17 protein-coding genes and 1 tRNA gene are annotated in these 22571 nt (G+C 69.4%); 7 read left to right on the top strand and 11 right to left on the bottom strand.

Annotated features, from left to right (window positions below; genetic code table 11):
- Positions 1-61 precede the first annotated feature (61 nt).
- Positions 62-388, top strand: coding sequence for a hypothetical protein (locus AWC03_RS09985; protein WP_420845658.1), 327 nt, complete (start codon positions 62-64; stop codon positions 386-388).
- A 23-nt stretch (positions 389-411) separates the two neighbouring features.
- On the opposite strand, the gene AWC03_RS09990 is transcribed toward AWC03_RS09985, so the two are convergent.
- Positions 412-2391: a TPM domain-containing protein gene (locus AWC03_RS09990; protein WP_085240354.1), complete on the bottom strand. Its 1980-nt coding sequence runs from the start codon at positions 2389-2391 to the stop codon at positions 412-414.
- Positions 2392-2486: 95 nt separating this feature from the next.
- On the opposite strand from AWC03_RS09990, the gene AWC03_RS09995 reads away from it, so the two are divergent.
- The 3 genes from AWC03_RS09995 (at position 2487) to dnaG (ending at position 6462) form a co-directional block, all read left to right on the top strand.
- Positions 2487-3776, top strand: a complete 1290-nt coding sequence (locus AWC03_RS09995; RefSeq protein WP_142278363.1) for a deoxyguanosinetriphosphate triphosphohydrolase — start codon at positions 2487-2489, stop codon at positions 3774-3776.
- Positions 3777-3840: 64 nt separating this feature from the next.
- The gene (gene sodC / locus AWC03_RS10000; RefSeq protein WP_085240333.1) at positions 3841-4452 is read left to right on the top strand and encodes a superoxide dismutase[Cu-Zn]; all 612 of its coding nucleotides are present in this window, start codon (positions 3841-3843) and stop codon (positions 4450-4452) included.
- 30 nt (positions 4453-4482) lie between these two features.
- A complete protein-coding gene (gene dnaG, locus AWC03_RS10005) occupies positions 4483-6462 on the top strand; it encodes a DNA primase (protein WP_085240334.1) in 1980 nt (659 codons plus the stop codon).
- Here the strand turns inward: dnaG and AWC03_RS10010 are convergent.
- Positions 6437-6715 (bottom strand): hypothetical protein, encoded by a 279-nt coding sequence (locus AWC03_RS10010; RefSeq protein ID WP_085240335.1) that lies wholly within the window; start codon positions 6713-6715, stop codon positions 6437-6439. The two genes, dnaG and AWC03_RS10010, sit on opposite strands and share 26 nt — an antisense overlap.
- 130 nt (positions 6716-6845) lie before the next feature.
- On the opposite strand from AWC03_RS10010, the gene AWC03_RS10015 reads away from it, so the two are divergent.
- A tRNA-Asn gene (locus AWC03_RS10015) sits at positions 6846-6918 on the top strand.
- 12 nt (positions 6919-6930) lie between these two features.
- Here the strand turns inward: AWC03_RS10015 and AWC03_RS10020 are convergent.
- The 7 genes from AWC03_RS10020 to AWC03_RS10050 all read right to left on the bottom strand — a co-directional run bounded on the left by AWC03_RS10020 (position 6931) and on the right by AWC03_RS10050 (position 16579).
- On the bottom strand, positions 6931-8577 hold the full coding sequence (locus tag AWC03_RS10020; protein WP_085240336.1) for an NAD-dependent malic enzyme: 1647 nt from the start codon (positions 8575-8577) through the stop codon (positions 6931-6933).
- 95 nt (positions 8578-8672) lie between these two features.
- Positions 8673-9092 carry a thioredoxin family protein gene (locus tag AWC03_RS10025; RefSeq protein ID WP_085240337.1) on the bottom strand — a complete coding sequence of 140 codons (420 nt, stop codon included), beginning with the start codon at positions 9090-9092 and terminating at the stop codon, positions 8673-8675.
- A gap of 8 nt (positions 9093-9100) precedes the next feature.
- Positions 9101-9784, bottom strand: coding sequence for a serine O-acetyltransferase (gene cysE / locus AWC03_RS10030; protein ID WP_085240338.1), 684 nt, complete (start codon positions 9782-9784; stop codon positions 9101-9103).
- Between the two features lie 2 nt (positions 9785-9786).
- Complete coding sequence (cysK, locus tag AWC03_RS10035) at positions 9787-10719, bottom strand: cysteine synthase A (protein WP_085240339.1); 933 nt, start codon at positions 10717-10719, stop codon at positions 9787-9789.
- Between the two features lie 358 nt (positions 10720-11077).
- Positions 11078-11881: a trehalose 2-sulfotransferase gene (gene stf0, locus AWC03_RS10040; protein WP_085240340.1), complete on the bottom strand. Its 804-nt coding sequence runs from the start codon at positions 11879-11881 to the stop codon at positions 11078-11080.
- A 107-nt stretch (positions 11882-11988) separates the two neighbouring features.
- Complete coding sequence (locus tag AWC03_RS10045; RefSeq protein ID WP_244275195.1) at positions 11989-12264, bottom strand: hypothetical protein; 276 nt, start codon at positions 12262-12264, stop codon at positions 11989-11991.
- Between the two features lie 109 nt (positions 12265-12373).
- Entirely contained in the window at positions 12374-16579 is a 4206-nt protein-coding gene (locus AWC03_RS10050) for a bifunctional nitrate reductase/sulfite reductase flavoprotein subunit alpha (protein WP_085240341.1), read from the bottom strand.
- Positions 16580-16890: 311 nt separating this feature from the next.
- On the opposite strand from AWC03_RS10050, the gene AWC03_RS10055 reads away from it, so the two are divergent.
- Positions 16891-17358, top strand: coding sequence for an LppP/LprE family lipoprotein (locus AWC03_RS10055; protein WP_085240357.1), 468 nt, complete (start codon positions 16891-16893; stop codon positions 17356-17358).
- Between the two features lie 183 nt (positions 17359-17541).
- On the opposite strand, the gene AWC03_RS10060 is transcribed toward AWC03_RS10055, so the two are convergent.
- Complete coding sequence (locus tag AWC03_RS10060) at positions 17542-19494, bottom strand: acyl-CoA dehydrogenase family protein (protein ID WP_085240342.1); 1953 nt, start codon at positions 19492-19494, stop codon at positions 17542-17544.
- A gap of 126 nt (positions 19495-19620) precedes the next feature.
- Between AWC03_RS10060 and AWC03_RS10065 the strand changes: the two genes are divergently transcribed.
- A complete protein-coding gene (locus AWC03_RS10065) occupies positions 19621-20724 on the top strand; it encodes an esterase-like activity of phytase family protein (protein WP_085240343.1) in 1104 nt (367 codons plus the stop codon).
- Here AWC03_RS10065 and AWC03_RS10070 read toward each other — a convergent pair.
- A partial coding sequence (locus AWC03_RS10070; RefSeq protein WP_420845659.1) for an ATP-binding cassette domain-containing protein occupies positions 20683-22571 on the bottom strand: 1889 nt, incomplete at its 5' end. The two genes, AWC03_RS10065 and AWC03_RS10070, sit on opposite strands and share 42 nt — an antisense overlap.

Genomic DNA, 22571 nt, shown 5'->3' on the forward strand with positions numbered 1-22571 from the left:
GCTGCTTGGTGTTAATTGGTTCGGCCACAGCGTCCGAAGATCGGCTGTGGAAGGGGGCAACATGCTTTTGCCTCTTGGTCCGCCGCTACCAGATGACTCGGTGGCCGCGGTTCGGGGTGAGTCGGGGATGCTCGGCGGCCTGTCGGTTCCGCTCAAATGGGGTGTGGCCGTGCCGCCCGACGACTACGACCACTGGGCGCCGAAGCCGGACGTGAGCGCCGACGCTCCCGACCCGTCCGCCGACGCCCCGGCCCCGGCCGCCGTGGTTGCCGACGCCGGCCAATTCGGCGAGTGGAACGAGTGGACGCGGTGGGAAGGCGAAGCCCAACCCCAGTTCGAAATGCCGCGCAGCGGGGGCGTGATCCCGCATTCACCGGCCGCCGGTTGACGGTGGGAGGCAGGACAGGCGGCTCAGAAGCGGCCGCCTCCGCCCATGAAGCCGCCGCCTGAGGAGCCGCCGAAGGATGTCGGGCTCCAGCCGCCGAATCCGCCCCGCATACCGCCGCTGAGCACGTTGCCGATGATGATTCCGCCCAGCATCGCGCCCATGTCGCCGCCCCCGCCACGGGTGAAGGCCCGCTGAGCCGACTCCACGTCGGCATTGGCCAGCGACTGCGCCTGGGCGGCCAGCGTCGATGCCGCGTTGGCGTGGGAAATCGCCTCGGCCGGGTGCGCCGCCCGCTTGTCGCGGGCGGCTTGCAAGTGCCGTTCGGCTTCGGCGAGCCGGGTGCGGGCCTCCGGGCCGACGCTGCCCCGGCGCGTGTCGATGTAGTCGGAGACCGCCCGCACCCGGGATTCCGCGGTGAACAACGCCTGCTCCAGCGACCGGTTGAGCTGCTCGGCGGCGGCCTGCTCCCGCGCCAGCGTGACCAGCAGCCCGTTGAGATCCGCATCCGCCTTGGCCAACTGCCCGAAGGCGCCCAGCGGGTCGGTGGATGCTCCAGCGCCCGCAGCGTCGACGGCCCGCGCGGCCGCATCGCGCGCCGCGATCAGATCGCCGCTGTGCGCGGATTTGGTGGTCTGCGCGTTCTGCAGCAGCTGGTTGGCGCGCTTGATGTCCGCCTGGATGTCGGCCATGGCCGACGGCAGCCGGTCGATGGCGTGCCGAATGTCGGTGGCCGCGTTGTCCACCGCGTCGAGCAGTGCCCGCGCCTGCCCGAGCGCGGACTCGGCGGCACGGACGGCGTCCACCAAACCGGCCTGCCGGCCGCTGACCGCTTCGTCGGCCAGCTCCCGGGCGGTGCCGATGTTGCGGTCGGCGAATGCCAGCCGCTCCTTGGCCGCCGAGGCGTTGCCGGACACCGAAGTCAGTGCGGCGGCGTCGAATTGGTGGTGCAGCTCGGCCAGTCGCTGTTCGGCGGGGGCGATGCGGGCGGTCAGCTCGACGTACTGCTGGGTCAGCGCGTCCAGCCGCGACGGGGCGTTGATCACCAGATCGCGCAGCCTCTCGAAGGCTTCGGTCTGCGACTCCAGCTCGCGGTCGGCGCGTGCGGCGGACACCACGACCCGGGTGAGCGCCTCGCGGCGCTGGTCCGGGGTCTCCGGTGTGCTGTCGTCGAGCTGCTGGCGCACCGTGAACGCTTGGGACAGAGCGGCTTTGGCGTTGTTCACGGCCTGGGTGAACGGCCCGGTCCGCTCTTCGCCGAACTCGGCGACGGCCAGGTCGAGTTCGTTGGCGCTGGTCCGCACGGCGTTGTCGACCTCCACCACCAGCGCCCGGGACAAATCGTCGAGGGCCTGCAACGGCACGGCGGCCAGCGCATCGACGTCGGTGGGGTCGACGCGCCGGGCGGCGGCCAGTTGGGCCGCACGCCGCCGCCGGCCGCGATAGCGCATGACCAACAGCAGGGCCGCCGCCGCGGCGAGGATGAGCGCCAGCGTGACCAGCAGGGCCACCCGGCCCGACGAGCCCGGCGACGTGTTCAGCCCGTTGGCCGCCGCCACCGCGGCGCCGCTCCAGTCCCCGTTGTGCAGGGCGGGTTCGATTTTGTTGCGCCGCAAGTCATCGACCTGGCGCGCGTTGACGCTCGTGACGGTGGACGGCACCAGGAAGGCGTATGCACGGCTGTTGGTGGCGACGGCCAGCAGGGCGTCATAGCCGCCCAGATCGCTGGACCGCATCGTGCGCTGTGCCCAGCTCACCGCGTCGAGGCCGGAGAAGTCGTCGACGTAGACCACCCACAGCCGGATGTGGCGGTCCGTGTACAGCTTGCCCACCGCGGACGTGACCGCCGCCCGGCCGGGGTCGGTCAGCGCGCCCGCGTTGTCGGTGACGTAGTCCGCGAGCCGGAACGGGGGCTGCGCGCCCGCCGGGGGTGCGACCAGCAGCCCGCCGCCGAAACCGAGCGCGAGGATCGCCCCGATCAGACCGAGCAGGCGAGCAGTGCGCATGCGCATGAGGCCAATTTAGCGCCGCGCGGATGCGGGCAAATAGCCGCGCGCCGGGGCGGTACCACGTCCGGCGATCCCTGGCAGACTGTGCTGCGGTGATTGAGAAGGTGAACACGATTCGGCAAGACCCCTACGACGACTTCGACCGTCAACGGCGGGTGCGCGAGGCGCCGAAGACCGCGGGTCTGCCCGGTACGGAGGGTCAGCACCGTACCGACTTCGCGCGGGACCGGGCCCGGGTGTTGCACAGCGCCGCGCTGCGCCGGCTGGCCGACAAGACCCAGGTGGTCGGGCCCCGCGAAGGGGACACCCCGCGCACCCGGCTGACGCATTCGCTGGAGGTCGCCCAGATCGGGCGCGGCATGGCGGTCGGCCTGGGCTGCGACCTCGACCTGGTCGAGCTGGCGGGGCTGGCGCACGACATCGGCCACCCGCCGTATGGACACAACGGCGAGCGCGCCCTGGACGAGGTCGCCGCCGGCCACGGCGGTTTCGAGGGGAATGCGCAGAACTTCCGCATCCTGACCAGCCTCGAGCCCAAAGTCCTTGACGAACAAGGCAATAGCGCAGGGCTGAACCTGACTCGCGCTTCTTTGGACGCGGTCACCAAGTATCCGTGGTACCGAGGCAAGGGGCGCGGCAAAGAGAAGAGAAAGTTCGGTTTCTACGACGAGGACCGCGAGCCGGCGGACTGGGTGCGGGCCCGCGCGCCGGAAGGCCGGATGTGCCTGGAAGCGCAGGTGATGGACTGGGCCGACGATATCGCCTACTCCGTCCACGACGTCGAGGACGGCGTCGTCTCCCAACGCATCGACCTGCGGGTGCTCGCCGATGAGCACGAGGCGGCCGCGCTGGCCAAACTGGGCGAGAGTGAATACTTCCGGGTCAGCGCCGACGACTTCATGGCGGCCGCGGGGCGGCTCTCGGCGTTGCCGGTGGTGGCAGCCGTCGGCAAGTACGACGCCACCTTGTCGGCGTCCGTCGCGCTCAAGCGACTGACCAGTGAACTGGTCGGCAGGTTCGCCTCGGCCGCCATCGCCACCACCCGCGCCGCGGCCGGTCCCGGGCCGCTGGTGCGCTACCGGGCCGACCTGCTGGTCCCCGACCTGGTGCGCGCCGAGGTCGCCCTGCTGAAAATCCTTGCGCTGCAGTTCATCATGTCCGACCCGCGCCATCTGGACGCCCAGGCCCTGCAACGCGAACGGATCCACCGGGTGGCGCAATGGCTGCATGCCGGGGCGCCCCACACGCTCGACCCGGTCTTCGCCGCGGCATTCACCGCCGCGGCCGACGACCGCGCCCGGTTACGGGTCATCGTCGACCAGATCGCCTCGTATACCGAGGGCCGGCTGGAACGCATCGACGCGCGCCAGGCCACCGGTTAGCCGCGGCCCCGGCGCAGGTCATCCCACGGCGGCGCCGTCGCCGCCGCGGACTAGGCTGCCCGGCATGACCAAATTCAGCGGCATCGCCACCCTCGCGGTGGGGCTTCCCGTCGTCGTCATGACCGCCTGCAGCTCGCCGCAACATGCGAGCACCCAGCCCGGCACCACCCCTCCGGTCAAGAGCGCCCCGCCGGCATCGTCGGGCGAAACGACCACCACGCCGGCGCCCAACGGCGAATCGCTCAGCGCGCAACTGAAGACACCGGACGGGCGGGCAGTCGCCACGGCGACGTTCGACTTCACCGGCGGCTACGTGACCGTCACCGTCAAGACCGTCGCCCCGGGCATCTTGACGCCGGGCTTCCATGGCATGCACGTCCACCAGATCGGCAAGTGCGAGCCGAACTCCGTCGCCCCGACCGGCGGCCCGCCCGGAAACTTCCTGTCGGCAGGCGGTCATTACAACGCGCCCGGGCACACCGGAAAGCCCGAAAGCGGCGACCTGACGGCGCTCGAGGTGCGCCAGGACGGGTCGGCCTACCTGGTGACCACCACCGACGCCTTCACCCGCGACGTCCTGGTGGGCGGCGACGGCAAGGCGTTGATGTTGCACGGCGCCGAATACAGCGACAGCGCGATGGACCGGGTGGCGTGCGGCGTCATCGGAACCGGATAGCCGGCCGGCTCGGCGCTCTAGACTGAGCCGATGTCCAGCCCGGCAGGTTCGTGGGGGCGCCAACCGCGCGCGGGGGAGGACGACGCCCGGCCCAGGGGCCGCGGCCGGATCCCCGACCGCGACATCGCCGCCATCCGCGAGCGTGTCCGCATCGACGAAGTCGTCGGCGACTACGTCCAATTGCGGCGCGCCGGAGCCGATTCCCTCAAGGGCCTGTGCCCGTTCCACGACGAGAAATCGCCGTCGTTCCACGTTCGCCCCAACCACGGTCACTTCCACTGCTTCGGCTGCGGGGAAGGCGGCGACGTCTACGCCTTCATCCAGAAGATCGAACACGTCACCTTCGTCGAGGCCGTCGAACTGCTCGCCGACCGGATCGGCCACACGATCAGCTACACCGGCCCGGCGACCAGCGTGCAGCGGGACCGCGGGAGTCGCAGCCGGCTGGTCGCGGCCAACGCGGCCGCGGCGGAGTTCTACGCCGCGGCCCTGGAGTCCGCCGAGGCCGCGCCGGCCCGCCAGTACCTGACCGAGCGGAATTTCGACGCCGAGGCGGCCCGTCGCTTCGGCTGCGGCTTCGCGCCGTCGGGCTGGGACTCACTGACGAAACATCTGGTGCGCAAGGGTTTCGAGTTCAAGGAGCTGGAGGCGGCCGGCCTGTCGCGGCAGGGCCGGCGCGGCCCCATCGACCGCTTCCACCGCCGGCTGCTGTGGCCCATCCGCACCGCGGCCGGCGAGGTGATCGGGTTCGGCGCCCGCCGGCTCTTCGACGACGATCCGATGGAAGCCAAGTACATCAACACGCCCGAGACGCTGCTGTACAAGAAGTCGTCGGTGATGTTCGGCATCGATCTGGCCAAGCGCGACATCGCCAAGGGGCACCAGGCCGTCGTCGTCGAGGGCTACACCGACGTGATGGCGATGCATCTGGCCGGCGTCACCACCGCGGTGGCGTCGTGCGGCACCGCGTTCGGCGACGAGCACCTGGCGATGCTGCGGCGACTGATGATGGACGACAGCTTCTTCCGCGGCGAGCTGATCTACGTCTTCGACGGCGACGAGGCCGGACGGGCGGCCGCACTCAAGGCCTTCGGCGGCGAGCAGAACCTGGCGGGGCAGTCGTTCGTCGCGGTGGCCCCGGACGGCATGGATCCCTGCGACCTGCGGCTGAAATCCGGCGACGGCGCCCTGCGCGACCTGGTGGCGCGGCGTACCCCGTTGTTCGAGTTCGCGATCCGCACGGCGCTCGCCGAGATGGACCTCGACAGCGCCGAGGGCAGGGTCGCGGCGCTGCGCCGCTGCGTGCCGATGGTGGCCCAGATCAAAGACCCGACGCTGCGCGACGAGTACGCCCGCCAGCTGGCCGGCTGGGTCGGCTGGGACGACGTCGCGCAGGTCATCGACCGGGTGCGCAGTCAGGCCAAGCAGTCGCCGGCCGCCGCCCGGGGCGGCGCCGGTGCGAACGCCTCCCGCCGCGCCCCCCAGCCGGCCCGTGCGGCGGCACCGGCCGGAACCCGCCCTGACCCGCGCGACCCGACCCTGCGGCTGCAGCGTGAGGCGCTCAAGTCGGCGCTGCAGTCGCCGGCGCTGGCCGGGCCGGTGTTCGACACGCTGACGGTCGAGAGCTTCACCCATCCCGGATACGCCGCCGTGCGCGGGGCCATCGAGGCCGCCGGCGGCACGTCGAGCGGCGTCACGGGGGCGCAGTGGATCGACGCGGTGCGCCAGCGGGCCGGGTCGGACCTGACCGCGGGGTTGATCAACGAGCTGGGCGTGGAGGCCATCGAGGTCGACGACGAGAAGCTGCCCCGCTACATCGCCGGCGTGCTGGCCCGGCTGCAGGAAGTGTGGATGGGCCACCAGATCGCCGAAGTCAAGTCCAAGCTGCAGCGCATGTCGCCGATCGAGCAGGGCGACGAATACCACGCGCTGTTCGGCGACCTGGTCGCGATGGAGGCCTACCGGCGCAGCCTGCTGGAGCAGGCTAGCGGCGACGATCTGACGATGTGAGGGCCTCGTCGGCGGCTCGGCCGCCGTCGCGCTCCATGATGGCCGTCCGATCGTCGATCTCGGCGACTGTCACGAACCCGGTGTCCGGGGAGATCCTGTTCGCGACCTTGCGGCGCCCCCCGTCGATCACCGACTTGGCCACGGGACTGCTGGTCAGCGCCCGATAGGTGCCGACGATCTGCTCGTATCGGCGGCGCCCCGCCTTCGAGCCCAGCACATACCCCAGCCCAAGCACCACGACATATCGGATCAAAACGTTCCTCCCGACTAGCGACGGTTCCATCCTGCCTCACCCGGACGGGTGCGTGCGCGCCCGATCCGTCCCGGCGTCTAGTTGGGTCCGGTTGTGCCAGTACGCTAGAGTCGTCCCGCGATCGTGTTGATCCCCTGTAGCTCAATTGGCAGAGCGTTCGGCTGTTAACCGATAGGTTCCTGGTTCGAGTCCAGGCGGGGGAGCAAGGCCGAGAACTAGTCGTATTCCGGGGTCCACACGGTGTCGAGCACGGCTTGGCGGGGGTCGGGGTGCGTCCGGGTGGCCACCCCATCGGCGACGGCGGCGCCATACACGGCCTCGGCGACCTGTGTCGAGATGGCGCGCAAGTCCCGCACATCGGGCAGCAGCGAATCCCCGGTGGCTGACGGGCTCGCTTGTCGCACAATGGCTTTCGCCGCCGCCTGCAGCATCCCGCGGGTCACCAGCCGGGCGCCGGCGACGATGATGCCCAGCCCGATCCCGGGGAACACCAGCACGTTGTTGGCCTGGCCGACGGTGTAGGTGGTGCCGTCGTACTCGATCGGCGCGACGGGGGTTCCCGTGGTGATCAGCGCCTTGCCGTCGGACCACTGCAGCAGGTCGGCGGGCACCGCCTCCATGCGTGAGGTCGGGTTGGACAACGGAAAGATCATCGGGCGCTCACAGGAGGCGACCATGGCCCGTACGACCTTCTCGGTGAAGGCGCCGAACACGGCCGAGGAGCCCAGCAGGACGGTGGGGGAGGCGAGCTTGATCGCGTCGACCAATCCCACCCGGTCCCCCCGGCCCACGCCCAGCCGGGCGCGGTTCTTGGCGTAGGGCGCCTGGAAGTCCCGCAGATCGTCCATGTCGTCGAACAGCAGGCCCTGCTTGTCGATCGGCCAGATCTGCGCCGTGGCCTGCTCGACGGTGGCGCCGTCGGAGACCATCGCGTCGCGGATCTGGTCGGCCACCCCGATCCCGGCGGTCCCGGCCCCGAAGACGACCACGTTCTGGTCGCGCATCGGCACACCGGTGACGTGGCATCCGCCGTACACGGCCGCGACGACCACCGCGCCGGTGCCCTGGATGTCGTCATTGAACACGCAGTACTTGTCGCCGTACGCGTGCAGGATCCGGCGGGCGTTCAGGGGCCCGAAGTCCTCGAAATGCAGGATCGCCTTCGGGAACAGCCGGTGCGCGGTTTCGATGTAGCGATCGACGAAGGCGTCGTATTCGGCGCCGCGGCGCCGGGCGTGACGATTGCCCAGGTAGAACGGGTCCTGCAGGAGCTGCTCGTTGTCGGTGCCGACGTCCAGCGAGACCGCGATGCAGCGGCGCGGATCGATGCCGGCCCCGGCGGTGTACAGCGACAGTTTGCCCACCGCGATCTGGATGCCGCCCACGCCCCAGTCGCCGATGCCCAGGATCGCCTCGGCGTCGGTGCACACGATGAGGTCGACGTCGCCGGGTTCCAGCCCGAAGGTCGCGAAGGCCGCCTCGATGTCGTCGGGCTCGTCGATGCTCAGGAACAGCCCCCGCTGCCCGCGGTATTCGTCGGAGAACCGTTGAATGGCCTCGCCGACGGTGGGCGTGTAGACCACCGGCGTCAGCTCGGGCAGATGGTCTTCGAGCACCTTGTAGTAGAGCAGTTCGTGGCGGTAATGCAGCTGTTCCAGCAGCAGATTGCGGCCCAGATCGGTTGCCAGGCTTTGCAATTGATGCCATACCCGGTCGGCCTGTTCGTCGAGCGTGAGCACCGCCGAGGGCAGTCGTCCGGTCAGCCCCAACCGCCGCCGCTGCTCGTGGGTGAAGCCGACTCCCCGGTTCAGGCTCGGCGCGGCCAGCGCCGGCGGGATCCGCGGCGCGTGGGCGTCGCTCATCGCAATCTCCGTCCCCTACTTGGCCCTCCGGCCAACCGTAGCGTCGATCGCGGTGAACGCGTCTTGAAGAGCGTCTGAAGCGCGGGCGGGGCCCGTCAAGCCAACAGCGGCTGCAGCGCCTGACGCAACTCCGCGGCCTTGGGCACGCCGGCGCTGCGGTATCGTTGCCGGCCCCCGGCGTCGAAGATGAACGTGGTCGGCAGCGACAGCACCGAAAGCCGTTTGGCGGCCGCGGGGTGGGCGTCGATGTCGACCTCCAGATGTGACACGTCGGGCAGATCCGTGCATACCTGTTCGACCACGCGGCGTACCGACGCGCAAGGACCACACCAGGCGGCAGTGAAGTGCACGACCGTCGGACCCATCCCGGACAAGCCGAGGTCCGCTGCGTCCTGCGGCGCGCCCGGCGCGGTCTCGCGCAGGACCCCCGAGCGTCGATTGACCAGCACGCCTGCGGCGCTGGCGGCTCCCAGGGTTGCGATCAGCGCCGTCACGACGACCACCACAGTGCTCACTTGGTCCCTCAGATCGAGAAGTCTTCGCCGTGCCACACCCCGGCTTCGGGTGGCCGGATGACACTCGCGGATTGTTGCCCGTCGTTGGCGGCCTCCAGCTTGGCGACCCTGGTCAGCAGGGACTGCAGACTGACGCCGACGAGGTCGGGCATCATCGAGTCGTCCGGGCTGCTCCGGCCGTGCCTGCTGATCACCTGCCCGGGGACCCCGATGACCACGGCGCTGGACGGAACCTCCTTGACGACGACGGCGTTGGCGCCGATCCGGCTGTCGTCGCCGACTTTGATCGCGCCGAGCACTTTTGCGCCGGCCCCGATGACGACCCGGTCACCGATCGTCGGGTGGCGTTTGCCCGTATCCCGGCCGCTGCCGCCCAGGGTGACGCCGTGGTAGAGCGTGACGTCCTCGCCGACCTCCGCCGTTTCCCCGATCACGACGCCGGTCGCGTGGTCGATGAACAGGCCCGGGCCCAGGACGGCGCCGGGGTGGACCTCCACGCCGGTCAGGATGCGGGTCAGCTCCCCGAGCGTGCGGGCCGCCAGCCGCGCACCGCGAAGCCACAGCCAGTGGTTGATTCGATGCGCCCAGATGGCGTGCACGCCCGGATAGGCGAAGATCACCTCCAGCGTGGTGGGCCGGGCCGGGTCACGCTCCCTGGCCACCCGGATGTCACGTCGTATCGTCGCCAGCATGGCTATCCCGCCAGGTCGGCGAAGAGCGGCGTGCTCAGATACCGCTCGCCGAAGCTGGGCAGCAGGACCACGACGAGTTTGCCGGCGTTCTCCGGGCGACGGGCCACCTCGAGCGCGGCCACCACGGCCGCGCCCGAGGAGATGCCGACCAGCAGCCCCTCCTCCCGCGCCAGCCGACGGGCCATTTCCAGCGACTCTTCGTTTCCGACCGCGATGACTTCGTCAACCAGATCCATATCGAGCACCGGCGGCACGAATCCGGCTCCGATGCCCTGGATGGGGTGGGGTCCCTTCTGCCCTCCGGACAGTACGGCCGAGGCGGCGGGTTCCACGGCCACGATCTGCGCCGACGGTTTGCGTTCCTTGACCACCTGGGCGACACCGGTGATGGTGCCGCCGGTGCCGACCCCGGCGACGAAGAAGTCGACCCTGCCGTCGGTGTCTCGCCATATCTCTTCGGCCGTGGTCGTGCGGTGGATCGCCGGATTGGCCGGGTTTTCGAACTGCTGCGGGATGAAGTACCGCTGGTCGTTCTTCGCCAACTGTTCCGCCTTGGCGATGGCACCCGCCATGCCGTCGGCGCCCGGCGTCAGCACGATCTCGGCACCGAAGGCGCGCAACAACATTCGGCGTTCGGTGCTCATGGTGTCCGGCATCGTCAGTACGCACCGGTAGCCCCGGGCCGCGCACACCATCGCCAGCGCGATGCCGGTGTTCCCGCTCGTCGGTTCCAGGATGATCGTGTCGGGTTTGATCAGACCCGCTTGTTCGGCCGCGTCGAGCATGGCCACCCCGATCCGGTCCTTGACGCTGTTGGCCGGGTTGAAGAATTCCAGCTTGGCGACGACGTCGGCCACAGCGCCTTCGGTGACCCGGTTCAGCCGGACCAGCGGCGTATTGCCGATCAGTTGCGTGACGTTCTCTGCGATGCTCATCCGTCTTCCTCAGGCGATGTCAGTACAAGCTTCGTCGGCCCGCCGGGCGATGTCGAATTCGATGGCGGCGCGGTGACACGTGGACAACATGGTCATCGGTGGGTTGATCTTCCTGGGATTGACTATCGCGCGTGGGCGGCCACGGGGTGTTACCTGTGCCGGCGCCCGCAAACCGGGATGAGCGCGAGGATTTCTGCGGCGTCAGGAATCAACAACAACGACAACAACAGCGCACGGTGCGGCGGCGCGTAATGGTGAGGCACGGCTGGGTGGCCTGTTGCATAGGCCCCACTATAGGACATCCGCGGATTTCGCTGTCTGCCTCGTCGTTTGCCGAAGCTCTCGCGGTCCAGCGCGGTCAGGTTGGCAGACCGTATTTCTCCGCATCGGCCCGGTACCGGTCGACCCACTCGTCGGAGCGGTGGTCGGCCTGACGCTCGAGCACCGGTTCGGGCGCCAGCCGCGGATCGAGCCCCAACGCCTCCAGGATGGCCGCCACCACTTGAGTCAGGTTGCGCCACAACACCGGATACGGAATCTCCATCGGCTTGACGTCTTCTTCGGCGAACCAATCTCGCCAGCCCTCGTTCTGGGCGCGGAGCATCGTGACGACGTGCGCGATCGCGCCGGGGTGATAGGTGGCGCGAGCATCGCGAACGGGGTCGGGCTGCCCCCGCCACACCCGCGTCTGCACCGCCCGCCAGAACGAGACCGCCTGTGAAACGACGTCGGGCCGATGCACATAGATGAAGAGCGGCTCCTCGCCCACGACGTCCGTGATCGCCGCCAGCAGGCCGTCACCGCTGCGATTCGGCAGGTTCTTCGCGCGCTTCAACAACAGCGGCGTCTGATTCCACATCAGCTTGCCGCCCCATATCCCGTTCGGAGTCCTCCCGACCGTGCGGATGTAGTCGCGCCAGATCTCGGCGGGGGCGAGGTCCGGAGTCCCCGCGTCGAGCGGGTCGAGCAGGCGCAGGATGGACTCGTCCTCCACGCCTGCGAACCACTCGCGTGGCTGTGGGGCCTGGCTGGTGGCCGGCAGGTACTGGAAGAACTCCTGCGGCTCGCCGGCCACGCCGGTCGCGCGCAGCGACTCGACCAGCAGCGTGCTGCCGCTGCGTTGCGATGCCAACACCAGGTATGACGACGGATGATCGGCCACGTGGCCAGCGTATCCGGCCGGAATTACTTTCGCAGATAATGTTTTACGCTCACGCCGAAGTCGGCCGCAGGCGTGAGCTCTTTTCCCGAAGCGCGCGGCGCGCGCGGTTAGGGGTGTGCGTCGCGGGCGTTTTCGTCGCAAACGCACTGGTGAGCACCCGACGGCAACCAGCGCCGAAGCTGCGTGCCGCGCTTGCGCATCAGGTGCTGCCGGTAGACCTTGTCGCGCTGCTGCGGGGAGAACGCCAGGTCCAAATTGATCGGCAACCCGGCCCAGTCGACCTGGTCACCGTCGCCGCCCGCGGCCGCCCGCCGCAGGCGGCACCGCAGCGGGCAGACGGCCTGCCCGGTGTCCTCGAGGGGCCCATCGAAGTCCAGAGCCACGCGTACGTCCCTCCTCGGCGCCACCAATGACTGAATGGTGCAGCGAGGTTGTTTCAGCGACAGGCGCGCGACGTTTCCGTCGTATTACGAGCCGGGTGGGGTCGCGGGCCTAGTACACGTCGCGGTGATAGCGTTTCTCGGCGCTCAACGAGCGGACGTACTCCTTCGCGCCGTCGGGATCGAGGCTGCCGTGCTCGGCCGCGATCTCGCAGAGCGCGCGGTCGACGTCCTTGGCCATGGGGTCCGCGGTGCCGCAAACGTACAGTTGCGCCCCGTCCTGCAGCCAGTGCCACAGCTGGGCGCCGCGCTGACGCATCAGGTGCTGCACGTACACCTTCTCGCGCTGGTCCCGCGAGAAGGCGAGGTCCAGCTCGGTGAGGAACCCGTCGCTGCGCATCTGCTCGAGCTCGTCGCGGTAGTAGTAGTCGGTGGCGGCGTGCTGTTCGCCGAAGAACAGCCAGTTGGGGCCGGTGTGGCCGAGCGCACGACGCTCCTGCAGAAAGCCGCGGAACGGGGCGATCCCGGTGCCCGGACCGACCATGATCATCGGGGTGTCGGGATCGCTGGGCGGCCGGAAGTTGCTCGATGGCTGCAGATAGACGGCGACCCGGTCGCCGGGGGAGCGGTCGGCCAGATACGTCGAACACACCCCGCGGCGCGGGACACCCTGGAAGTTGTAGCGCACCGGCGACACCGTCAGATGGACCTCGCCGGGGTGCTCCTTGGGGCTCGACGAGATCGAGTACAGCCGCGGCTGAAGGCGTTTGAGGACCCGCACCCATTCGTGGGCCGACGCCGAGACCGGCAGCCGCGCCAGCAGGTCGATGGATTGGCGGCCCCAGGCCCAATCGCTCAGGGCGGCTTTGTTGTCCGGCTTGAGCAGTTCGGCGAGCTTCGGGTCGCCGGTGCGCTCCTGCACGAAGCGCACCAGGTCCCGGCCGATGTGGGCGATCTCCAGGCGTTCGGTCAGCGCGGAGCGCAACGACATCAGGCCATGCTCGCCGACCTCGACCGGGGTCTGCCCGTCCAGTCCGGTGACCGACAGCCATTCGTCGACCAGTTGGTCGCTGTTGCGCGGCCACACCCCGAGCGCGTCGCCGGCCTCGTAGGTCACGGTTTCTTCCGGCAGGTCGAAAACCAGCTGCCGCACGTCTTTCGCGGATTCCGGCCGGCTCAGCACGGTGTTGCGGACCACGCCGGTGATCAGCGGGCGTTTCTTGCTGTAGGTGCCCGCTCCCGGCCGGGCGGCCCGGGATGGCGGCGCGACCGTGGACGTTGCGCGTGCCGGCGCGTGCTGATCGCGGCCGACCGGTGCGGCCGCGCTTGCCAGCGCCTGCACCACCTCGCCCAGCCACTTGGCCGCGGTGTCCTCGTAGTCGGGCTCGCAATCGGCCCGGTCGGCGATGCGGGTCGCGCCCAGTTCGGCGAGGCGCGCGTCGAGGCGGCGTCCGTGGCCGCAGAAATCGTCGTAGTTCGAGTCGCCGAGGGCGAGCACGGCATACCGGGTGTTGGTCAGTTCGGCAGCGCCGTCCGCCGTCACCGCCCGCCAGAAGCCGGCTCCGTTGTCCGGCGGTTCGCCGTCACCGGTCGTGCTGGTGATCAGCAGCAACTCCCGCGTCGTGGCGAGCTCGGCCACCGGGAAGTCGTCCATCGCGTGCAGCGCGACCGGCAATTCGGCGTCGCCCAGCCGCGCGGCGACGTCGGCGGCCAGTTCTTCGGCGTTGCCGGTCTGCGACGCCCATAACACCACGACGGGCGCCCGTCGGGCGGGCTCGGTGCCGGGGTGCTTGTTCGTGGGTCCCTTGACCGCCGGCGCCGGTCGGGGCGCGTCGTCGCGCGAGAACAGGCCCGCGAGCAGACCATCCACCCACAGCCGGGTGCCGGAGTCGAAGGGAGCGCTCTGGGGCAGGGTCGGCACCCCCGCCGTGCGTCGACCGGCGTCCGACCGGAGTGCGGTCAACATCCCGGCCAGGTAGGAGCGGCCGTGTTCGTCGAATTCCGGCACGGGTGTGGTTGTGACACCGAGCAAGTCGGCCAGGGCATCGACCCGTGCCACGCTGATTTCGGTGACCTCCGTGTGCGCGGGTTGTGATGCGTCGGCGTCCGCCGCCGGTTTGGCGGCCGGATCCGCCGCGGAGACAGCGACTTTCGCCAACGTGACGGCGCATGCTTTGAATTCCGGTTGGTTCGAGATGGGATCCACCGCGTCGTTGGTGACCGCGTTGATCGCCAGGTACTCGCCGAACACGTCGTTCCAGTGGAAGGGGGCGAAGCAGTTGCCGGGGCGCACCCGGTCGCTGATCGCGGCCGGCAGCACGGCGCGGCCGCGCCGGGAAGCGATTTCCACCGCGTCGCCGTCGGCGATCTGCAGTCGTGCGGCATCCTCGGGGTGGATTTCCACGAACGGGCCGGGATTGAGCTTGTTGAGCTTGGCGACCTTGCCCGTCTTGGTCATCGTGTGCCACTGGTGCGGCAGGCGGCCGGTGTTCAGCAGGAACGGGTAGTCGTTGTCCGGCATCTCGTCCGGTGGCAGATGCGGACGCGCGAAGAACACCGCGCGACCGTTCTCGGTGGGGAACGCCAGGCGGGGTGCGCTGCCGTCCTCGCGGACCAGCCTGGCCTGACTGACCCCGTCGTTGAGGTACCGGATGGGGTTGCGGTCGCTCGGGCTCTCCGGTGCGCACGGCCATTGCAGCGGGCCCCGGCGCAGCCGGTCGTAGCTGACCCCGCGCAGGTCGTAGCCCGTCTTCGGGTTGGAGAATCGCTTGATCTCTTCGAAGACTTCCTCGGCGGAGCCGTAGCTGAACGCGTCCGAAAAGCCCATCTCGCAGGCGATCCGGGCGATGATCTGCCAGTCGGGCAGCGCATCGCCCGGCGCCGCGCCGGCTGGCTGGAACAGCGTCATGTTGCGCTCGGAATTGACCATCACGCCCTCGGTCTCCGACCACAGGGCCGCCGGCAGCAGCACGTCGGCGTATTCGTTGGTCTCGGTCTGCAGGAAGGCGTCCTGGGTGATGACCAATTCGGCGCGCTCCAGGCCGGCCAGCACCGTTCTCCGGTTGGCCACGGAGGCAACGGGATTGGTGCAGACGACCCAACACGCCTTGATGTCGCCGTCGGCCATGCGGGAGAACATGTCGATGGTGCCGGTGCCGACGTCGGTGCGAAGCGTTCCGCGGGCAAGGCCCCACTGGTCCTCGGTGAAGGCCCGGTCGTCCGCCGACACGACGGAGCGCTGACCGGGCAATCCCGGCCCCATGTAACCCATTTCGCGACCGCCCATCGCGTTGGGCTGGCCGGTCAGCGAGAAGGGACCGCTGCCGGGTTTGCAGATCGCGCCGGTGGCCAGGTGCAGGTTGCACAGGGCGTTGGTGTTCCAGGTGCCGTGGGTGCTCTGGTTGAGGCCCATGGTCCAGCAGCTCACGAAGTTCTGCGCTTCGCCGATCATGCGGGCCGCGGCGCGGATGTCGGCCTCGGGGATCCCGGTGATCTCGCTGACCGTGCCCGGGGCGTACTGCTTGAGGAAGTCGGGCATCGCCTCCCACCCGTCGGTGAACTCGGCGATGAATTCGGGATCGGTGTGCCCGTTTTCGACGATCAGGTGCAGGAGCCCGTTGAGCAGTGCGAGATCCGAACCGGGGGCGATCTGAAGGAACAGGTCGGCCTTGTCCGCGGTCGCGGTGCGGCGCGGGTCGACGACGATCAGTTTCGCCCCGGCCTTGACGCGATCCATCATCCGCAGGAACAGGATGGGATGGCAGTCGGCCATGTTGGCGCCGATGACGAAGAAGACGTCGGCGTGTTCGAAGTCCTGGTACGAGCCGGGCGGGCCGTCGGCGCCCAGCGAGAGCTTGTAGCCCGAACCGGCGCTGGCCATGCACAGTCGCGAGTTGGACTCGATCTGGTTGGTGCCGATGAAGCCCTTGGTCAGCTTGTTCGCCAGATACTGCGCCTCGATCGACATCTGGCCCGACACGTACATGGCGAAGGAATCCGGGCCGTGCGCATCGATGATCGCTCGTAACCGGTTCGCGCACTGGGCGATCGCGCCGTCCATGTCCACGGCCTCGATGGGTTCGCCGCGGTCGGCGCGCACGTATGCCGATTCCATCCGGCCGGGCGCATCCAGCATGTCCGACGTGGTGGCGCCTTTGGTGCACAACCGGCCGAAGTTAGCCGGATGTTGTTTGTCCCCAACCGACTTCGCGATGTGACGCCGGCCGCTCTCGGGGTCGGTTGTGACCTGCAACACCATTCCGCAGCCCACGCCGCAGTACGCGCACACGGTGTTCACGGCATCGTTGACGGACGCCATGGACTCCCTGGTCACGCACTTGCCTCCTTATGAGCGCAACGGGCTTACGGTGAATGGTGCGACGAGCATGTTTCGGCACCGGGTATCCGGAGTTTCCCCCGGTTTACGGCTTCCTCTCACCGGCCAATGCGTGGCCGTGAAGTTTAGGAAAAGCCGGGAACCCCCAGGTCAGCACGAGTCATCGTCGACCCGCTGACTGCGCTCAAGGCTACCGGGGCGGATCGCGGCTTTAGCTGTCAGAACGGCGTCTCCGACCAAACAAACGGCACATTCACAGCCTTCGCTAAGCTCACCGCGTGCGTCGGCTGATGGTGATCCTCTTGGTCCTGCTGGCCTCCGGTTGCGGCGGTAACCACGCCGGTGCGCCACCGGCGCCGGCCGACAAATGCAAGGACTCCGACGGGCCGGCGCCCGACACCGTGCAGCGGGCCATCGCGGCGGTTCCCATCACCGTCCCGGGCACGACGTGGGTGGAAATCGCTCGCGGACATGCCAAGAAGTGCCGCCTGTACTGGGTGCAGATCATCCCGACCATTGCCGGCGAATCCACCGGCCAGCAGCTGCTGTTCTTCGACCACAACACGCCGCTGGGTACGGCGACCCCAAACCCGAAGCCGTACATCACCGTGCTGCCGCCCTCCGACGACACCGTTGCGGTTCAGTACCAATGGTTGAAAGGCAAGGATCAGCCGTGTTGCCCCAGCGGCATCGGCACGGTGAAGTTCGCGATCGGCCCGGACGGCAAACTGCAAGCGCTCGGCAAGATCCCGAATCAATGATCCACACGGCCCACGCGCGTGGGGCCCGCGCGGCCGCCGGGGCTTCCTGTCGCCGCCGGCGCGGAAGACGGCCTCACCCGCACCCCGGCGACCCGGTGGGGTGTTCACGACCACCGGCTACATGCGCACGGCCGCAACGGAAGACGGCACAGCCGGGCCGGGAGATGCTCGGCGGGCAGACCGTCAGCCCGTGACCGCGTCCGCCAAGTTCTCCGGGTGCAGCATCTCGGCATAGCGCAGCTGCTCGGGGATCCCGAAGCCGTCGACGAGCGTTTGCGCGTGCGGGCGCAGCGCGCGGCACCGGTCGTTGATACCCCGGGTGACGGCCTTGGCCCGCTCGGTGGACAGGTACCGATGCTCGATGTACCAGGCTTTGTCGTCCTCGATCACCGACAGCGCGTACAGGTCGCACACGATGCCCAGCAGCTCCCGGGCCTCCTCGTGCGGGCAGGCGTCGATGCCGGCGACGAACGCTTCGAGTATCACCCGGTCGATGTGCGCGGCCGCGGCGTGCAGCACGTGGTCCTGCACCGCGTTGAACGCGTCGAACTCCGACACCTCCTTGGACTTGGCCTGCAGCCGGCGAGCGACGGACGCGATCAGATACTCCTCCCGGTCCTCGAACATCTTGATCTGCGTGCCGCGGTTGAACAGGCTGCCCTCTTCCTCGCTGTCCTGCCGGGCGTCGACGATGGTTTGGATGATCGTCTCTGCCGCAGTGCGTTTCACGACGCGCTCGCCGACGGTGTTGGCGGCGAACCGGACCCATTCGACGGGGCTCATGCTGCGGATGTCGTCGGCGTAGGCCGTCAGCAGTTCCTTGGCCACCAGCTGCGTCAGGACGTGGTTGTCGCCCTCGAAGGTGGTGAACACGTCGGTGTCGCCGCGCAGGGCGACCAGCCGGTTCTCGGCCATGTAGCCCGCGCCGCCGCAAGCCTCCCGGGCCTCCTGGATCGCCCGCGACGCGTGCCAGGTGTTGGCCGCCTTCAAGCCGGCGGCGCGCGACTCCAACTCGCGCTGCTCGTCGGCGTCGACGGCGTCGGCGGTCTGGATGTCGTGACACTTACTGACCAGCTCGTTCTGCGCGAACTGCAGCGCGTAGGACTTGGCGATCAACGGGAACAGCCGCCGCTGATGCACCAGGTAGTCCATGATCAACACCTCGGACTCGTCGTCCGGCGCGCTGAATTGCCTGCGCTGCAAGGCGTATCGCGTGGCGATGTCCAATGCGACGCGACCGGCGGCGCCCGCGCTGCCGCCCACCGTGATCCGCCCGCGCACCAACGTGCCCAGCATGGTGAAGAACCGGCGGTTGGGGTTCTCGATCGGCGAGCTGTAGGTGCCGTCCGGCGCGACGTCGCCGTATTTGTTCAGCAGGTTCACCCGCGGGACCCGGACGTGGTCGAAGACGATGCGGCCGTTGTCGACGCCGGGCAGGCCGCCCTTGTACTCGCAGTCCGACGTCGTCACCCCGGGCAGGTCGTTGCCGTCGGCGTCGCGGATCGGCACCAGCAGGCAGTGCACGCCGTGGCCGACCGGCTCGCCGTTCTGGGTCGTGATCAGTTGCGCGAATACCGCTGCCATGGTGGCGGTTTCGGCCGCCCCGCCGATGTAGTCCTTCCGGGCCGTCGGCGTGGGGGAGTCGATGACGAACTCCTCCGTGGCGGGGTCATAGGTCGCGGTGGTCTCCAGCGACTGCACGTCGCTGCCGTGTCCGGTCTCGGTCATCGCGAAGCAGCCGCGCAATTCCAGGCTGATGATCTTCTTCACGTACGCCTCGTGGTGGCGTTCGGTGCCGAGGTTCTCCACCGCCCCGCCGAACAGCCCCCACTGAACGCCGGCCTTCACCATCAACGACAGATCCGACATCGCCAGCATCTCGATCATCGTGATCGCGGCGCCGATGTCACCGGTGCCGCCGTGCTCCTTGCGGAAGTTGTCGGCGGCGGCACCGAACGCGGCCATGATCCTCATCTGCTCGGCCACCTTGGTGCGCGCGATCACCGTGTTCGGGGTGTAGTGCGGCCGGAAGAGGTCCTCGCTCATGGTGGACCGCAGCTGGTTCTTGACGTCGCGCCACCGCCCGTCGAGGGCGTTGCGCAGTTGCTCGGCAATGGTTGTGCTATCTGGCGCCATAAACCGACCGTATCCCCCGGTTCGCGCGGCGTGAAACAACAACCCCATCTCACCGAGCGTGTATTCACTGCGAGGCCGGGCCGGATTTTCGCGCTCGGTGCACCCTCGGGCGCTACCTTCTCGGTTATGAGGCGGTGGGTGGCGGCGTGCATGTGTGCCGCGCTGGCCTTGGCGGGATGCGCGCCCCGGCGCCCGCCCGCGCCGCGGCCGATGCTGACGTATCTGGGCCAGTCGCAGGTCCCGTTCGACGCCACCTTCGACGGCACCGTCATCGGCGGGCTGTCGGCGCTGAGCTATGACCCCGGACGGCAGCTGTACTACGTGATCAGTGACGATCGCTCCAAGAAGAACCCGGCCCGGTTCTACACCGTGCAGTTGTCCTTGTCGGACAAAGGAATTGACAACGTCACGTTCACCGGCACGCACCCGCTGCTGGACCCGTCCGGCCGGCCGTTCCCGCCGCTCACACTGGATGCCACGCCGCCGATCGTTCCCCCGGACGCCGAGGGCATCGCGTTCGACGCCTTGCGGCAGCGGCTGTACTGGACCTCCGAAGGTGAGCGGCTCACCGCCGGCCCGGTGTTGCTCGACCCCTGGGTCCGGACCGCCGCGCTCGATGGCGCCTACCTGGGCCAGTTCACGTTGCCGGCCAATCTGGCGATGTCCGCCCAGCGGACCGGCCCGCGCCGGAACAAGGCGCTGGAGGGCCTGGCGCTGACGCCCGACGGCCGATCGCTGTTCGCCGCGATGGAGGACCCCGGCCACAACGACGGTCCGCTCACCGACGACGGCCACCGCATCCTCACCCGGGTCACCGATTTCGACGTCGCGGCCGGGGCGCCCACCGCCCAATACGCCTACCCGATGGAGCCGCCGGCGCCGCCCGCCGACGTCAACGGTGTCTCCGATCTGGTCGCCCTGTCGGACACGACCTTCCTGGTGATCGAGCGATCCTCGGCCCTGCCGCCGACGGTGCGGATCTACCGTGCCGAGATCGGTGCGGCCACAGACGTTTTGACGACCCCGTCGGTGCGCGACGCGGCCGTGACACCCATGAGCAAAACCCTGGCGGTCGACTTGTCGTCCACGCCGGGACTGTCGCCGCTGGACAATGTCGAGGGCATCACGCTGGGGCCGAAGCTGCCCGACGGTCGCCAGTCGGTGGTGCTGGTCAGCGACAACAACTTCTCAGCCCGCCAGGTCACGCAGTTCCTGTTGTTCGCGATGTGATGGCGCGGGGGCCTGGCCGGGCGGCGGCCGCAGCCGGTAGAGGGTGAAGCCCGCCGCCGCCACGCCGAAGAGCACCAGCAACGTCATGTCGAACACCCACCAACCGCTGTAGTGAGTCCACGTCTGGGCGTCGGCGGCCAGCGCGTCGACCCTGCGCAGGTTGACCGTGGACGCCGAGGCGGCGAAGCCCCACCGGGCGGGGACGAACCAGGAGAGCTCTTGGAAGCCCCACTTGCTCACCAGCTGAACGAGGCTCCCGTTGAACAGCGCGGACGCCAGGATCACCGGCAGCAGCAGCGGCAGCACCTCACGCAGGCGCGTGCCCAGCGCCGACAACGCGAGCCCGAGCATCGCGTACACGATGGCCGTCACCGCCACGCTCACATAGAGCTCGAGCGTGGCGTTGTGCAGCAGAGCGGCGCCGCGCGCGGGACCGCCCTTGTCGGCGACGACGATCGCGAACACGACGGCCGTCGAGACGGCCGCGGCGACGCCGAACACGAGCATCTTCGCGGCCAGGTAGGCCACCGTCGACAGCCCCAGGGCCTGCTCGCGCCGGAAGATCCGCCGCTCGCCCACCACGGCACGGATCGGCAGCGCGGTGCCGATGATCACCGCGGCGAGGTTCAGGGCGGCCAGGATCTCGATGGCTTCGTGCGGGTGCGCGGCGCCCGCCGGGGGCCGCACCAGGCCGGAATCGCCCGGAATCAGCAGCGCCAGACCCGCCAGCACGAAAGGCAGGATCGCCGACAACACGAAGTAGGGGCGGTCGGCGAAGATCAGCTTGAGGTCGCGGCGGGCCAGCAGCCGGACTTGCCGCGACAGCGGGGGTTGGGCGGGCGGCGGCGACGGAGCGGCCACCTCCGGCGGCGCCGTCAACGCCGACGCCGACGGGCTGGCGCGGAACGCGCGGTGGGTTCCGCCGGGATCGGCGCCCACCCGGGCGAGCACCGTGGACCAGTCGGCGGTGCCCATCGCGGCCTCGACCTGCGCCGGCGGTCCGAGGAATGCCGTGGTACCGGCCGAGGTGAGCACCAGCACCTGGTCGCACAGGTTGAGGTCGGTCAACGGCGTCCGCGACGACACGGCCGCCACGACCACGCAGCCGATGTCGGCCTGACGCCGCAGCATCGCCATGACGTGGCGCTGTTGTTCGGCGTCCAGGCCGGCGCTCGGCTCGTCAACGACGAGCAGCGTCGGCCGGGTGACGAGCTCGACCGCCAGCGCCGCGCACCGGCGCACCTCGGGCGACAGCTTGCCGATCCGGGTGCCGCGGTGCGGCGTCAGCTCGAGTTCCTCGATCACCTGGCTGACCAGGCGGTCGCGATGCTCGGGTGAAACACCCTGCGGGAGGCGCATTTCGGTGACGTATCCCAAGGCCTGTTCGACGGTGAGCTGCCGGTGCAACGCGTCGCCGGGCGACACGATGCCGATGCGGGTGCGCATCGACGCCGGCTCGGCGTGCACGTCGTGGCCGTCGACGGTCACGCGTCCCGAGCTGAGTTGCCGGGTGCCGGCGAGCAGTCCGAGCAGCGCGGAGTTGCGGGCGGCCGAGGGCCCGACCACCGCGGTGAACACGCCCGGACGCGCCGCGAACGAGATGTCCGCGAGCGTCTCGCGCCCGTCGACGGTGAGTCCGAGCCGGTACGCGGCCAGCCCGACGGTGCGCGCGTCGGCGTTGAGCGGCAAGCGGTAGGTGGCGTTCGGCTCCGCGGTGCGAATCGACGGACGCGCGACGCGCAGTTTCGAGGTGACCATCCGCTCGATCAGCCCCGGGCCGCCCTGCTGTGGGGCGTCGGCCGCGGGGATCGGCTGAGCGGGCGGTGCCGGGGCGGGCGGTGCCGGGG

This window comes from Mycobacterium europaeum (assembly GCF_002102155.1).
Taxonomy (GTDB): Bacteria; Actinomycetota; Actinomycetes; order Mycobacteriales; family Mycobacteriaceae; genus Mycobacterium; species Mycobacterium europaeum.

What these genes read in the sequence shown, in the direction of transcription:
- sodC (WP_085240333.1), top strand. Translation starts at nt 3,841, where the DNA reads ATGACCAAATTCAGCGGCATCGCCACCCTCGCGGTGGGGCTTCCCGTC.
- AWC03_RS10020 (WP_085240336.1), bottom strand. Translation starts at nt 8,577, where the DNA reads ATGAGCGACGCCCACGCGCCGCGGATCCCGCCGGCGCTGGCCGCGCCG.
- cysK (WP_085240339.1), bottom strand. Translation starts at nt 10,719, where the DNA reads ATGAGCATCGCAGAGAACGTCACGCAACTGATCGGCAATACGCCGCTG.
- AWC03_RS09990 (WP_085240354.1), bottom strand. Translation starts at nt 2,391, where the DNA reads ATGCGCACTGCTCGCCTGCTCGGTCTGATCGGGGCGATCCTCGCGCTC.
- dnaG (WP_085240334.1), top strand. Translation starts at nt 4,483, where the DNA reads ATGTCCAGCCCGGCAGGTTCGTGGGGGCGCCAACCGCGCGCGGGGGAG.
- AWC03_RS09985 (WP_420845658.1), top strand. Translation starts at nt 62, where the DNA reads ATGCTTTTGCCTCTTGGTCCGCCGCTACCAGATGACTCGGTGGCCGCG.
- AWC03_RS10065 (WP_085240343.1), top strand. Translation starts at nt 19,621, where the DNA reads ATGAGGCGGTGGGTGGCGGCGTGCATGTGTGCCGCGCTGGCCTTGGCG.
- AWC03_RS10050 (WP_085240341.1), bottom strand. Translation starts at nt 16,579, where the DNA reads ATGGCGTCCGTCAACGATGCCGTGAACACCGTGTGCGCGTACTGCGGC.
- AWC03_RS10060 (WP_085240342.1), bottom strand. Translation starts at nt 19,494, where the DNA reads ATGGCGCCAGATAGCACAACCATTGCCGAGCAACTGCGCAACGCCCTC.
- cysE (WP_085240338.1), bottom strand. Translation starts at nt 9,784, where the DNA reads ATGCTGGCGACGATACGACGTGACATCCGGGTGGCCAGGGAGCGTGAC.